The 13,797-nt window shown below is 72.9% G+C and carries 9 protein-coding genes and 1 riboswitch; of the genes, 6 read left to right on the top strand and 3 right to left on the bottom strand.

The genetic code is table 11. The annotated features are described in order from the left end of the window. Positions 1–211: 211 nt before the first annotated feature. Positions 212–1,477 (bottom strand): citrate synthase, encoded by a 1,266-nt coding sequence (locus ACIPK4_RS34395; protein WP_402320297.1) that lies wholly within the window; start codon positions 1,475–1,477, stop codon positions 212–214. A gap of 55 nt (positions 1,478–1,532) precedes the next feature. Between ACIPK4_RS34395 and ACIPK4_RS34390 the strand changes: the two genes are divergently transcribed. Next, positions 1,533–2,699, top strand: a complete 1,167-nt coding sequence (locus ACIPK4_RS34390; RefSeq protein ID WP_402320294.1) for a citrate synthase/methylcitrate synthase — start codon at positions 1,533–1,535, stop codon at positions 2,697–2,699. 14 nt (positions 2,700–2,713) lie between these two features. After that, positions 2,714–3,904 (top strand): CobW family GTP-binding protein, encoded by a 1,191-nt coding sequence (locus ACIPK4_RS34385; protein ID WP_402320291.1) that lies wholly within the window; start codon positions 2,714–2,716, stop codon positions 3,902–3,904. A gap of 33 nt (positions 3,905–3,937) precedes the next feature. Here the strand turns inward: ACIPK4_RS34385 and ACIPK4_RS34380 are convergent, their stop codons facing one another. Together ACIPK4_RS34380 and ACIPK4_RS34375 are read right to left on the bottom strand one after the other, a co-directional pair. Next, positions 3,938–6,013, bottom strand: a complete 2,076-nt coding sequence (locus tag ACIPK4_RS34380; protein ID WP_402320288.1) for a restriction endonuclease — start codon at positions 6,011–6,013, stop codon at positions 3,938–3,940. A 100-nt stretch (positions 6,014–6,113) separates the two neighbouring features. Next, the gene (locus ACIPK4_RS34375) at positions 6,114–8,570 is read right to left on the bottom strand and encodes a DNA topoisomerase (ATP-hydrolyzing) subunit A (RefSeq protein WP_054227509.1); all 2,457 of its coding nucleotides are present in this window, start codon (positions 8,568–8,570) and stop codon (positions 6,114–6,116) included. 262 nt (positions 8,571–8,832) lie between these two features. Between ACIPK4_RS34375 and ACIPK4_RS34370 the strand changes: the two genes are divergently transcribed. The 4 genes from ACIPK4_RS34370 to ACIPK4_RS34355 all read left to right on the top strand — a co-directional run bounded on the left by ACIPK4_RS34370 (position 8,833) and on the right by ACIPK4_RS34355 (position 13,571). After that, complete coding sequence (locus ACIPK4_RS34370) at positions 8,833–10,188, top strand: pitrilysin family protein (RefSeq protein WP_054227508.1); 1,356 nt, start codon at positions 8,833–8,835, stop codon at positions 10,186–10,188. A 20-nt stretch (positions 10,189–10,208) separates the two neighbouring features. After that, positions 10,209–11,576 (top strand): M16 family metallopeptidase, encoded by a 1,368-nt coding sequence (locus ACIPK4_RS34365; protein WP_402320484.1) that lies wholly within the window; start codon positions 10,209–10,211, stop codon positions 11,574–11,576. 184 nt (positions 11,577–11,760) lie between these two features. Further along, positions 11,761–11,919, top strand: a riboswitch (cyclic di-AMP (ydaO/yuaA leader). 13 nt (positions 11,920–11,932) lie between these two features. Continuing rightward, positions 11,933–12,727, top strand: coding sequence for a M23 family metallopeptidase (locus tag ACIPK4_RS34360; protein WP_054227507.1), 795 nt, complete (start codon positions 11,933–11,935; stop codon positions 12,725–12,727). A gap of 178 nt (positions 12,728–12,905) precedes the next feature. Next, positions 12,906–13,571, top strand: a complete 666-nt coding sequence (locus ACIPK4_RS34355) for a GntR family transcriptional regulator (RefSeq protein WP_402320284.1) — start codon at positions 12,906–12,908, stop codon at positions 13,569–13,571. Positions 13,572–13,797 lie beyond the last annotated feature (226 nt).

The raw sequence follows: 13,797 nt of genomic DNA, 5'->3' as shown, positions 1-13,797 counted from the left end.
AGGTCGCCTTGGGCCCGAGCGGAATCCGCAGATCTCCGGCTCGGCCGGTGAGGGGCGGCGGTACGGGGCGGGCGTGGGGTGCCCGGGGAGCTGCCCGGGCACCCCGTCCTCCGTCGCCGCCGGGCCGGGTTCCACGTCCCGCTCCGGGCGAAGTGCGTGGCCTAGAGCCCCCTGCGTTGCGGCGACCCGTCCCACCGGCCCGTCGGCGGCGTCACGGCAACGGCTGTGGCGGGCGCGGCCCCTGGTACTGCCCGCTCGGTCGCATCCGCAGGGGCCGCTCCCTGTACTCCTCCAGCGCGTGCGCGATCCAGCCCGCCGTCCGGGACACCGCGAACACCGTTTCCCCGGCCTCCGCGGGCATCCCGCAGGACACCGTCAACACCGCCAGGGCCAGGTCCACATTGGCGTGCAGGCCCTCCCGCCGGGCCGCCGCCGTCGCGACGACCTCCCGGGCCGCCGCCAGCGCGGGCCCGGCCTGCGGCACGCCCTCCAGCCGGGCGAACAGCGCCGTGGCCCGCGGGTCCTCGCCCGCGTACAGCCGGTGTCCGAGCCCCGGGACCCGCCGGCCGGCCCGCAGGTGGTCGGCGACCACCGGTGCGGCCCCGCCCCGCTCCAGCGCCTCCTCCAGCATCCGGTGCGCGAGCCGTCCGGCAGCGCCGTGCAGGGGCCCCTCCAGCGCGCCGAGGCCGGCCGAGACCGCCGCGTACGGATGGGCCCGCGCCGACGCGGCCACCCGTACGGCCAGGGTTGAGGCGGCCAGATCGTGGTCGATGAGCAACGCGAGCGCCAGGTCGAGGGTGCCCAGGGCCGCAGGGTCCGCCGGCCGTTCCGTCAGCCGGCACCACAGCTGTTCCGCGAGCGTCCCGGTCCCCGGCTCCGCCCCTCCCGCCACCGGCAGGGCCGCTGCCAGTGTCGGGATCAGGCAGCGCGCAGAGCCCAGGACCGACTCCGCGGACAGGTCGAAGCGGAGCGGATCCGTCACCGCGGCCGCCGCCGTCGCCACCCGCAGCCGGTCGATGGGCCCGCTGTGCTCGGGCAGCGCGGTCACCGCGTGCCGCGCGGCGGCCAGAGCCTGCGGGGGAGCGGTGAACCGGACGCCGCGCGGCAGCGTCCCGGTCCAGAGCCACTCGGCGACCTCCTCGTAGGGGTGCCGGGAGGCCAGCGCGACCGCGTCCACGCCGCGGAAGTAGTACCGGTCGGGCTCGATGAGCGTGAGCGAGGTGCGTACGGCGAGCTCCGCTCCCGGGGGCGCCGCCGCCTCGCGCCGGTTGCGCCGGGCCAGCTCCTCCACCTCGCGGGCGTCGAAGCTGCTGCCGCGGCCGACCGGGTCGCGCCGGCTGCCGAGCTGGCCGCGGCTGACGTACGCGTACACGGTCGCGGGCTTCACCCCCAGCAGCTCCGCCGCCTGCCGGGTGTTGATCCGGCGTTCGCCGTCCGCTCCGCCCGTGCCGTCCGCGCCGTCCGCCTGGTCATTCATGACGCCCACCCTACATATATTGATCCAATCAACATTGACAACGATTCAATCCATCATGGATGGTCGATGCATGAACACCACCGTCGATGTGCCCCGCGGTCTCGCGGGGGTCGTGGTCACCGAGACCGAGCTCGGTGACGTCCGAGGCCGCGAGGGCTTCTACCACTACCGCCAGTACTCGGCCGTCGAGCTCGCCGCGAGCCGCACCTTCGAGGACGTGTGGCACCTGATGTTCCGTGGCGCCCTTCCGGTCGACGCCGCCGAACGGGACGCGTTCGCCGCCGAGATCGCCCCGCTGCGCCGGCTGCCCGACGCCGTCCGTGAGGCACTCCCCGCCCTGGCCCGGGCCACCGCGCTCTCCGGCCCCCTCGCCGGTCTGCGGACCGCGCTCTCGCTGCTCGGCGCCTGCGCCGGATTCCGTCCCGTCTACGACATCGACCCCGATCGGCGGACCGCCGACGCGCTGGCCGCCTGCGCCGCCGTACCGACCCTGCTCACCGCCCTGCACCGGCTGGGGCAGGGCCTGGAGCCGGTCGAACCGCGCTCGGACCTCCCGTACGCCGCCAACTACCTGTACATGCTCACCGGACGGGAGCCCGACCCGGTCAAGGCGCGTGCGGTCGAGCAGTACCTCATCTCCACCGTCGACCACGGCTTCAACGCATCCACCTTCACCGCCCGCGTGATCGCCTCCACCGGCGCGGACGTCGCGGCCTGCCTCACCGGGGCCGTCGGCGCGCTCTCCGGCCCGCTGCACGGCGGTGCTCCCAGCCGCGCCCTGGACACGCTGGACGCCATCGGCACCTCGGACCGCATCGAGCCGTGGATCCGGGAGCGGGTGCTCGCCGGGGACCGGATCATGGGCTTCGGGCACCCGGTGTACCGGACCGAGGATCCGCGCTCGCGGATGCTGCGGGACATCGCGCAGCTGTTCGGCGGCCCGCTCGTGGACTTCGCCGTGGAGGTGGAGCGGCACGTCGAGGAGATCCTCGCCGAGCTGAAGCCGGGGCGGGAACTGCACACCAACGTCGAGTTCTACGCGGGCGTGGTCATGGAGCTGTGCGGCCTGCCGCGCGAGATGTTCACCCCGACCTTCTGCGCGGCCCGCGTGGTCGGCTGGAGCGCGAACATCCTCGAACAGGCCGCCGATTCGAAGATCATCCGTCCGGCGGCCCGGTATGTCGGTCCGACGCCGCCCGAACCGGTTCCGGCCCTCATCTGACTACGATCGGCTGTGTGAACAGCAGTCAGGCCGTCCAGCCGATTCCCGTCGTCGTGCTTTCCGGATTCCTCGGATCCGGCAAGACGACGCTGCTCAACCACCTCCTCGGCCATCGCGGAGGCACCCGGATCGGCGTCGTCGTCAACGACTTCGGCTCGATCGAGGTCGACGCGATGGCCGTGGCGGGCCAGGTCGGCGACTCCATGGTCTCCCTCGGCGGCGGCTGCCTGTGCTGCGCGGTCGACGGCAGCGAGCTGGACGCCTACCTGGAGAAGCTCTCCGCGCCCGTCCACCGGATCGACGTGATCGTCATCGAGGCGAGCGGGCTGGCGGAGCCCCAGGAGATGATCCGGATGCTCGTGGCCAGCGAGAACCCGGCGATCCGGTACGGGGGACTCGTACAGGTCGTGGACGCGGCGGAGTTCGACGCGACCCGGGCCAGGCACCCCGAGACCGACCGCCACCTGGCCGTCGCGGACCTGGTGGTGCTGAACAAGACCGACCGGGTGGAGGCGGCCGCCCTCACCCGGATCGAGACCGAGCTGGGCGCGCTCTGCCCCGGCACGCCGGTGGTGGCCGCCGACCACGGCCGGATCGACCCGGAGCTGCTCTTCGACCGGCGCCCGTGGACCGAGACCCAGGGCCAGCTGTCCTTCGAGGACCTGATCTCGCAGGCCAGGGACGCCGGTGCCGGGGACGCGGCGGAGGCCGACGCGGAGCACGAGGGCCACGGGCGCCACGAAGACCACAGGGGGCACGCCCACACGCTGTACGAGAGCACGGAGTTCGTGTCCGAGCAGGCCCTGAACCCGCGCCGGTTCATCGACTTCCTCGACCGCCGCCCGGCCGGGCTCTACCGGATCAAGGGCTTCGTCCACTTCGGCGTCCCCGGCCACGAGGAGCGCTACGAGGTCCACGCGGTCGGCCGCTTCCTCCGCTTCGTGCCCGGCCCCTGGGGCCGGGGCGAGCCGCGCCGGAGCCAGCTGGTCCTGATCGGCGCCGGTACGGACGGACCCGCCCTGCTCCACGAACTGGAGGCCTGCCGCGACCCGGCCCCGCAGCACGCACCGCCGGAGAGCATGTGGGGCGTCCTGCGCTACGTCGACCGCCCCGCGCGGGACGGGGCGGAGCCGGACCGGGAGCCGTACGAGCCCGACCCGGAGCCGTACGAGCCCGACCCGGATCTCCGTCCGGAAGATCCCTAGGCGATACACCGGGGCCGTCCCGGCGGCCCCGGGTCAGGCGACCTCGACGCCGTACTCGCCCAGCAGGTCCTCCAGGCCGCCGCGGTAGCCCTTGCCGCCGATCACGAAGTCCCAGTCGCCGTTGGACCGGCGCCGGAACGAGCCCAGGACCAGCGCGGTCTCCCCGGCGCGCCCGTCGGAGACGTCCAGCCGGCCGAGTTCCTCGCCCCCCGCGGACAGCAGACGGATGTGGGCGTCGGTGAACCCGGCGAGGTCGGCGCGGGGGTCGGTCTCCGGGTCGATCGCGGCGACGAGCACCAGCCGGTCGGCGCGCTCGGGCAGGGCGTCGAAGGACACCTCCAGGGCGGCCTTGTCGGGTGCCGCGTGGGCGCGGGACCGGACCGAACCGTCCGGGGTCCGCGGGTTGTTGAAGAAGACGAAGTGCTCCTCGCTCAGCACCCGCCCGCCCTGGCAGACGAGCGCGCAGACGTCCAGCACGACCGAACCCGACCAGGACATGCCGAGCACGTTGTGGTCCGCGGGGGGCGCCGGCTCGGGCGTCCGCCGCGCGGGGGCCGCCGGGGCCGCCGCACCCCCGCCGAGCCGGCCGCGGAGCCCGTACTGGTGCAGCAGATCGACCAGGTCCGCCCCGGGAACCAACTCCAGCGGCTTGCCGTTGGCAAAGGTGTACGACCCGGGACCGAAGGACGCGGTGGTGACGAGCACCCCCTTGTTCGCCCCCTTGTCCTGGACCGTGCCGTACAGATCACGCACGGCCGTCGGCGGCACCGTGTTCCGGTAGCGCTTGACCTGCACCACGATCCGCCCGCCCCGGATCGGCGCCGGGTCCAGAGCCTCCACGTCGACCCCGCCGTCGCCCGACCGCTGCGTGGTCACCGCCTCCATTCCCATCGCCCGGAACAGCTCGGCGACCAGGTTCTCGAAGGCGATCGGATCCATCGCGAAGAGGTCCGGCTCGTCGTCAAACGCGCCGCCCGCGTGCCCGCCGTGGCTGACGACCCCGCCGCCGACCTCGTCGGGCCGACGGCCGGGCCGCACCGCCGTCAGCTGGTCGGGGCGCGCCGAGAGCTGCCCGCCCAGCCCCGACACCAGACAGTCCACGGCGCTGACCTGCTCCAGCCGCAGCCCCTCGAAGGCGGCGCGCTCCGCCGGCACCGTGGCCATGACGATCCGGGTCTCCTGCCCCGTCGCCGGATCGTGGCAGTCCACGAAGCCGTTGACGACGACCGAGTCCAGCACCCCGAATTCGTCAGCCGCGTACAGCTCGCGGACCACCAGCAGCACGCACTGCGCCAACAGGTCCCGGTACAGCGCCCGGCGCTCCGTGACCGGACGGGGCTTCACCTTGTCCTGGTCCGTGCTCGGCAGGTACTGCACCGCCCTGGCCTCCGGCACCACCGCGTACCCGGGGAGCTCCCAGTCCAGCACCAGCTGGCGCGCCGCCGGGTCGTATGCGGCCGCCACCTGCCTGGGCAGCGTCTCGGGCCAGGCCGCCGAGGCGTACAGGGCCGCGGAGAAGTACTCCACCACCGCTTCCGCCTGCCCCGCGCGCAGGGCGTCGGCCAGCTCGGTGAGCCCGCTGTTCTGCGCCCGGACCCCGGCGAGCTGCTCCGCCGCCCACCGGTCGTACTGCTGCCGGTACGCCTCCAGTTGCTGCCGGCGCTGCGCCTCCGCGGCGTTCGCGGCCTGCCAGGCCTGTGTGTACCGGGCGTGCGCCTCCCGCTCCGCCTGCGCGCGGTGGTTCGAGCCCAGCGTCCAGCCGCTGCTCTGCTGCTGGAAGTCCTCGATGCGCGGCATCGGCACCGGCTGCGCCAGGGCTCCGGGGTTGAAGGGTTCCAGCTGCTCGCCCCGGGCCAGCGCGGAGATCCGGAACGCCGGTGCCCGGCAGCCCGCCACCAGCAGGCCCTTGAGGGCCGCGACCTCGGCGTCGAGTTGCGCGGTGCGCCGCAGGGCCTCCGCCTCGCGGTACTGCCGGTGGCTCCGGTTCGCGTCCCGCTCGTACGCCCGCTGCCGGCGCTCCGCCTCGCGCTGCTGGATCACCTGTGTCTGCTGCTGCCGGCGCTGGGCCTCGGCCCAGTCACCGATCAATCCGCCCGGCCGACGACTCATCAGCTGTGTACTCCCCCCACCAACACCCGGAGGGAAAACACTAGTCGGCATTCGGATGGTACGTCCCCCCGGTCGCACCACCCGAACGCCGCCGTACGTCCTACAGCGCGCCCCCCGCCAGAGCGGCGACGACCGCGGGCAGGGCGGCCCCCGAGCCGTCGCGGCGCGGGTCCACGGCCGGGAGTTCGGCCGGGGTGCCGTTCGCCGTGGCCGCACGGACCGGAGCGTTGCCGGCCCAGGCCAGCACCAGCAGGTCCTCGCCCTTCAGGAACCGCTGGCAGCGCACGCCGCCGGTGGCCCGGCCCTTGCGCGGGTACTGGTCGAACGGGGTCAGCTTGCCGGACAGCATCGAGTCGTCCAGAGTCCCGTGCGAGCCCGCCACCGTGAACACCACGGCGTCCCGCGCCGGGTCCACCGCCGAGAAGTGGATCACCTTGGCGTTCTCGGAGAGCTTGATGCCCGCCATGCCGCCGGCCGGGCGGCCCTGCGGGCGCACCTGGGCCGCCGGGTAGCGCAGCAGCTGGGCGTCGTCGGTGAGGAAGACCAGGTCCTCCTCACCCGTGCGCAGTTCGACCGCGCCGATGACCCGGTCGCCCTCCTTGAGGGTGATGACCTCCAGCTCGTCCTTGTTCGCCGGGTAGTCCGGCACGACCCGCTTGACCACGCCCTGCTCGGTGCCCAGGGCCAGGCCCTGCGAGGACTCGTCCAGCGAGGTCAGGCAGATCACCTTCTCGTCCGCCTCCAGCCCGGAGAGGAACTCCGAGACCGGGGCGCCGCCGGCCAGGTTCGGCGCGGCGTGGGTGTCCGGCAGCTGCGGCAGGTCGATCACCGGGAGCCGCAGCAGCCGCCCGTACGAGGTGACCACGCCGACGTCGGCCCGTGCGGACGCGGCGACCTGCGAGACGACCAGGTCGTGCTTCGCGCGGGCGCCGCCCTCCTCCTCTGGCAGCGCGTCGCCGTTGGCGGTGCGCGCCAGCAGGCCCGTCGAGGACAGCAGGACCCGGCACGGGTCGTCCGCGACCTCCAGCGGAACCGCGGCGACCGCGGTGCCCGCCGACTCCAGCAGGACGGTGCGGCGCTCGGTGCCGAACTTCTTCGCGACCGCGGCCAGTTCCGTGGAGACCAGCTTGCGCAGCTCCGTGTCGGACTCCAGGATGCCGGTCAGCTCGTCGATCTCGCCGGTGAGGCGGTCGCGCTCGGACTCCAGCTCGATCCGGTCGAAGCGGGTGAGCCGGCGCAGCGGGGTGTCCAGGATGTACTGGGTCTGGACCTCGCTCAGCGAGAAGCGCTCGATGAGCCGCTCCTTCGCCTGCGCCGAGTTGTCGCTGTCCCGGATGATGCGGATGACCTCGTCGATGTCGACCAGGGCCACCAGCAGTCCCTCGACCAGGTGCAGCCGGTCGCGCCGCTTGCCGCGGCGGAACTCGCTGCGCCGCCGCACGACCTCGAAGCGGTGGTCGAGGTAGACCTCCAGCAGCTCCTTGAGGCCCAGGGTCAGCGGCTGGCCGTCGACGAGGGCGACGTTGTTGATGCCGAAGGACTCCTCCATCGGCGTCAGCTTGTACAGCTGCTCCAGCACGGCCTCGGGGTGGAAGCCGTTCTTGATCTCGATGACCAGGCGCAGGCCGTGCGAGCGGTCCGTGAGGTCCTTGACGTCCGCGATGCCCTGGAGCTTCTTGGAGCCCACCAGGTCCTTGATCTTCGCGATGACCTTCTCGGGGCCGACCGTGAAGGGCAGTTCGGTGACGACCAGGCCCTTGCGGCGCGCCGTCACGTTCTCCACGGCCACCGTCGCGCGGATCTTGAACGTGCCGCGACCGTTCGCGTAGGCGTCCTTGATTCCCGAGAGGCCGACGATCCGGCCGCCCGTGGGCAGGTCCGGACCCGGCACGAAGCGCATCAGCGCCTCCAGGTCCGCCTGCGGGTAGCGGATCAGGTGGCGGGCGGCGGCGATGACCTCGCCCAGGTTGTGCGGGGGCATGTTGGTGGCCATGCCGACCGCGATCCCGGAGGAGCCGTTGACCAGCAGGTTCGGGTACGCCGCGGGCAGCGCGACCGGTTCCCGCTCCTGGCCGTCGTAGTTGGCGGTGAAGTCGACGGTGTCCTCGTCGATCGACTCCGTCATCAGTGACGTGGCGTCCGCCATCTTGCACTCGGTGTAGCGCATCGCGGCCGGCGGGTCGTCGTTGCCGAGCGAACCGAAGTTGCCGTGGCCGTCGACCAGCGGCAGCCGCATCGAGAAGGGCTGGGCCATGCGCACGAGGGCGTCGTAGATCGACGCGTCGCCGTGCGGGTGCAGCTTGCCCATGACCTCGCCGACAACGCGGGCGCACTTCACGTAACCGCGGTCGGGGCGCAGGCCCATCTCGTTCATCTGGTAGACGATGCGCCGGTGCACCGGCTTCATGCCGTCCCGGGCGTCGGGCAGGGCGCGGGAGTAGATCACCGAGTACGCGTACTCGAGGAAGGAGCCCTGCATTTCGTCGACGACGTCGATGTCGAGGATCTTCTCCTCGAAATCCTCCGGCGGCGGGGTCTTCGTGCTGCGGCGGGCCATCGCTGCGCGGCTCCTTAACCAAGAAAGGGTGTGCTGGGGGTCTGGCGGGTGATCTGGCGGGTGATCCGAGCGGGGTTGACGGGGGTGTCGCGCACCATTGTGGCCCGAGGCACCGACAACGCCGACCCCGACCCTGGCGGTCGCCCCCGGACGGAGTCGCGGGGGAGTGTGCGCCGGGAACTTCTCCGGTCACCGACGCGCTTGCATACAGTGGCAGGTCTGACGGAAATATCTGCATCGCGATCGAAGGGACCACATGCCCATGGGTCACACGGCCACAGCCCAGGCCGGCTCCGGCGGCCTGACAGCGACCGAGCACCGGCTGGCCAACGGCCTGCGCGTGGTGCTCTCCGAGGATCACCTGACCCCGGTCGCCGCGGTCTGCCTCTGGTACGACGTCGGCTCGCGCCACGAAGTCAAGGGACGGACCGGTCTGGCTCACCTCTTCGAGCACCTGATGTTCCAGGGCTCGGCGAGCGTACCCGGCAACGGGCACTTCGAGCTGGTCCAGGGTGCGGGCGGCTCGCTCAACGGCACCACGAGCTTCGAGCGCACCAACTACTTCGAGACCATGCCGGCCCACCAGCTGGAGCTCGCGCTGTGGCTGGAAGCGGACCGGATGGGCTCGCTGCTCACCGCCCTGGACGACGAGTCCATGGAGAACCAGCGCGACGTCGTCAAGAACGAGCGCCGCCAGCGGTACGACAACGTCCCGTACGGCACGGCGTTCGAGAGGCTGACCGCGCTGGCGTACCCCGAGGGCCACCCGTACCACCACACCCCGATCGGCTCCATGGCCGACCTGGACGCGGCCTCCCTGGAGGACGCCCGCGCCTTCTTCCGTACGTACTACGCGCCGAACAACGCGGTGCTGGCGGTCGTCGGCGACATCGACCCCGAGCAGACGCTCGCGTGGGTCGAGAAGTACTTCGGCACCATCCCCGGGCACGACGGCAAGCAGCCGCCGCGCGACGGCGCGCTCCCCGAGATCATGGGCGAGCAGCTGCGCGAGGAGATCGTGGAGGAGGTACCGGCCCGCGCGCTGATGGCCGCCTACCGGCTCCCGCACGACGGCACCCGCGAGTGCGACGCCGCCGACGTGGCGCTGACCATCCTGGGCGGCGGCGAGTCCTCCCGCCTGCACAACCGACTGGTGCGCCGCGACCAGAGCGCCGTCGCCGCCGGCTTCGGCATGCTGCGGCTCGCCGGTGCGCCCTCCATGGGCTGGCTGGACGTCAAGACCTCCAGCGGGGTCGAGGTGCCCGCCATCGAGGCTGCCGTCGACGAGGAGCTCGCGCGGTTCGCCGCCGAGGGCCCGACCGCCGAGGAGATGGAGCGCGCGCAGGCGCAGCTGGAGCGCGAGTGGCTGGACCGGCTGAGCACGGTGGCCGGCCGCGCCGACGAACTGTGCCGGTTCGCGGTGCTGTTCGGCGACCCGCAGCTGGCCCTGACCGCCGTCCGGCGGGTCCTCGACATCACCGCCGAGGAGGTGCAGGCCGTGGCCGCGGCCCGGCTGCGCCCCGACAACCGGGCGGTGCTGGTGTACGAGCCGCTGCCGGCAGCGGCCGACGCCGACGCGGCCGACGAGAACGACGAGAACGAGGGGGCGGAGCAGTGAGCGACACCGCAGCCGTCACGATGACCTTCCACCCGCAGCCGCAGGCCGGCGAGGCCCGGCCGTGGGCCTTCCCGGCCCCCGAGCGCGGCGCGCTGTCCAACGGCCTGACCGTGCTGCGCTGCCACCGGCCCGGCCAGCAGGTCGTCGCCGTCGAGGTCAACCTCGCCGCCCCGCTGGACGCGGAGCCCCAGGGCCTGGACGGCGTGGCGACCATCATGGCCCGCGCGCTGTCCGAGGGCACCGACAAGCACTCCGCCGAGGAGTTCGCGGCCGAGCTGGAGCGCTGCGGCGCCACCCTCGACGCGCACGCCGACCACCCGGGCCTGCGGGTCTCCCTGGAGGTCCCGGCCTCCCGCCTGCACAAGGCGCTGGGCCTGCTCGCCGAGGCGCTGCGCGCGCCGGCGTTCGCCGACGCCGAGGTCGACCGCCTGGTGCGCAACCGGCTCGACGAGATCCCGCACGAGCTGGCCAACCCCCAGCGCCGCGCCGCCAAGGAGCTCTCCAGGCAGCTCTTCCCGGCGACGCTGCGGATGTCCCGGCCGCGCCAGGGCACCGAGGAGACGGTCGCCCGGATCGACTCCGCGGCCGTACGCGCCTTCTACGAGGCCCACGTACGCCCCGCCACGGCCACCGCGGTCGTCGTCGGCGACCTGACCGGCATCGACCTGGACGCCGTCCTCGCGGACACCCTGGGCACCTGGACCGGCAACTCCGCCGAGGCGCTGCCGGTACCGCCGGTGACCGCCGACGACACGGGGCGCGTGGTCATCGTGGACCGGCCCGGAGCGGTCCAGACGCAGCTGCTCATCGGCCGGATCGGGCCGGACCGGCACGACCGGGTCTGGGCGGCGCAGGTGCTCGGCACGTACTGCCTGGGCGGCACCCTCACCTCGCGGCTGGACAAGGTGCTGCGCGAGGAGAAGGGGTACACGTACGGCGTGCGCGCCTTCGGCCAGGTGCTGCGCTCCACGGCCGACGGCAAGGGCGCCTCGATGCTCGCCATCAGCGGCTCGGTGGACACCCCCAACACGGGCCCGGCGCTCGACGACCTCTGGAAGGTGCTCCGCACCCTCGCGGAGGGCGGCCTGACCGACGCCGAACGGGACGTGGCGGTGCAGAACTTGGTGGGCGTGGCCCCGCTGAAGTTCGAGACGGCCGCGGCCGTCGCCGGCACGCTCGCCGACCAGGTCGAGCAGGAGCTCCCGGACGACTACCAGGCGCAGTTGTACGCGCAGCTGGCCCAGACGGGCACGGTGGAGGCGACTTCGGCCGTGCTGGCCGCCTTCCCGGTGGACCGCCTGGTCACGGTCCTGGTGGGCGACGCTGCGCAGATCGAGGCGCCGGTGCGGGCGCTGGGGATCGGTGAGGTCACCGTCGTCACCAACTGACGGACGGCCCAAGGGGCTCCGGTGGCTTGCCCACCGGGGCCCCTTTTGTCCGTTTAGTAGAGAGGTTGCTTGTATGGGATGTGGCGTACGCAACAAAAAGGCGCGTCTGTTTGGCGATTGACTGATGATCCGCCTAGCGTCGGCCGTGCTGTCCGTCAGTTGTACGCGCCGCATCCGCGGCACCGGGCAGCGATCGCCGAGTCCCCGTCAGGCGCGAGCCTGGGGAGCCGGGGACCCACATGCGTCCCTGGGGTGAATCGGACCGCCTCGCCAGAGGGGGCCCGTAGGAGACCTTCCTGCTCCGAACCCGTCAGCTAACCCGGTAGGCGAGAAGGAAGGAAAGGATCAGCCCCTTCATGGCGTTTGGCAGTCGTGCCGCCGGCAAGCACCGTGGTTCCAGCCGTCTGAGCCGCAAGACCGCCGGTTATGCCGGCATAGCCGCCCTCGCCACCACCGGTGTCGTCGGCTCCCTCGCCGGACCGGCGTTCGCCGCGTCCGACAAGGCCCCCTCCATGGAGGACACCGGCCTGAACGCCGTGGTCACCGCCGAGGACCTCGCGGGCGAGATCGAGGCCCAGGCCGAGGCGCAGCAGAACGCGGCCGACGCCGCGGCCGTCAAGGCGAAGGCCGAGGCCGACGCGAAGGCCCGCGCCGCCGAGGCCAAGCAGAAGGCCGAGGACAAGGCGAAGGCCGAGCGCGAGGCCGCCGAGCGCGCCGCCCGCGAGGAGGAGCGCAAGCGCCTCAACACCTTCGTGGCCCCCGTCGACGGTTCCTACATCAGCACCCAGTGGCACGCGGGCGGCGGCATGTGGTCCTCCGGCAGCCACACCGGCATCGACTTCCACGCGGCCTCCGGCACCTCGGTGCACGCGGTGGGCGCCGGAACCGTGGTCGAGGCCGGCTGGGGCGGCGCGTACGGCAACAACGTCGTCATCAAGCACAACGACGGCACGTACACGCAGTACGGCCACATGTCCTCGCTGAACGTCTCCGTCGGCGAGCAGGTCACCCCGGGCCAGCAGATCGGCCTGTCGGGCTCCACCGGCAACTCCAGCGGCCCGCACCTGCACTTCGAGGCCCGCACCGGCGCCCAGTACGGCTCCGACATCGACCCGGTCGCGTACCTGCGCAGCCACGGCGTCGACGTCTGACCCGCGCACTCCACCGAAGGCCCCGGCTCCCCGAGCCGGGGCCTTCGCGTTGTGGCCGTAAACCTCCGCGATTTCCGCCCGGGCTCGGAAAACATCGCGCATTGCAATAGAGTCCCGATACGATCCCAACACGGTCGCGTAATGGCGTCGGCAATCGGAAATAGGCGGAGGTCCGGACTTGCGTATTCCTGCGCACGCGGTATGCACGGCGATCCGCGACGACATCGTCTCCGGGGTCTTCGCGCCGGGCGGCAGGCTGACCGAGGAACTGCTGGCCCGCCGGTACGGGGTCTCCCGCGTCCCGGTCCGCGAGGCGCTGCGGACCCTGGAGTCCGAGGGGTTCGTCACCTCCCGCCGGCATGCGGGCGCCTGCGTCGCCGAGCCCACCGAGCAGGAGGCGGCCGACCTGCTGGAGCTGCGGATGCTGCTGGAGCCCCTGGCCGCGGCCCGGGCCGCCCGGCGGCGCACCGAGGGCCATCTCAAGGTGCTGCGCGGTCTGGTCAGGCTGGGTCAGGAACGGGCCAGGCAGGGCCAGGGGGAGGATCTGCGGTCGCTGGGCGGCTGGTTCCACGAGACCCTCGCCCAGGCCTCCGGCAGCCCCGGGCTGATCGCGCTGCTCACGCAGATGCGGCACAAGATCGCCTGGATGTACGTGGTGGAGGCGCCGGAGCGGCCGGTGGAGTCCTGGGCGGAGCACGGGGCGATCGTGGACGCCGTCGCCCGCGGGGACGCCGAGCGGGCGCGGGCGCTGGCGGCCGTCCACGCGGACCGCGCGGCGCGGGCGCACCGGCCGCGGGTGAGGACTTCGCAACATGCCGTAAACACTGCGGGCGGTCGCCTTTAACAGAGGTGCATTAATTTGAAAAGGAAAGGCGTCGGCTGAATTCACCCGCGGCCGGTATGCCCGCACTGCGCGGACGCCCCTAATTCCTGAATGCGAAGAGGCCGCGGCCGCCGGGCATGCGGCGGGGGCGGCCGCGGGGCCGGGGCGGGCGGCCCCGGCGGGGGAGCCGCGCGCGGGGGGCGGGTGGGGGCCCGCCGCGCCCCCCCAGGGGGCGCGGGCCCGCGCG

Source organism: Streptomyces sp. NPDC086989 (assembly GCF_044745505.1).
Classification (GTDB): domain Bacteria; phylum Actinomycetota; class Actinomycetes; order Streptomycetales; family Streptomycetaceae; genus Streptomyces.
The sequence above is the reverse complement of the archived record's forward strand: the minus strand, read 5'-3'. Positions and strand labels throughout refer to the sequence as shown.

What these genes read in the sequence shown, in the direction of transcription:
- ACIPK4_RS34395 (WP_402320297.1), bottom strand. Translation starts at nt 1,477, where the DNA reads ATGAATGACCAGGCGGACGGCGCGGACGGCACGGGCGGAGCGGACGGC.
- ACIPK4_RS34390 (WP_402320294.1), top strand. Translation starts at nt 1,533, where the DNA reads ATGGATGGTCGATGCATGAACACCACCGTCGATGTGCCCCGCGGTCTC.
- ACIPK4_RS34380 (WP_402320288.1), bottom strand. Translation starts at nt 6,013, where the DNA reads ATGAGTCGTCGGCCGGGCGGATTGATCGGTGACTGGGCCGAGGCCCAG.
- ACIPK4_RS34375 (WP_054227509.1), bottom strand. Translation starts at nt 8,570, where the DNA reads ATGGCCCGCCGCAGCACGAAGACCCCGCCGCCGGAGGATTTCGAGGAG.
- ACIPK4_RS34370 (WP_054227508.1), top strand. Translation starts at nt 8,833, where the DNA reads ATGGGTCACACGGCCACAGCCCAGGCCGGCTCCGGCGGCCTGACAGCG.
- ACIPK4_RS34365 (WP_402320484.1), top strand. Translation starts at nt 10,209, where the DNA reads ATGACCTTCCACCCGCAGCCGCAGGCCGGCGAGGCCCGGCCGTGGGCC.
- ACIPK4_RS34360 (WP_054227507.1), top strand. Translation starts at nt 11,933, where the DNA reads ATGGCGTTTGGCAGTCGTGCCGCCGGCAAGCACCGTGGTTCCAGCCGT.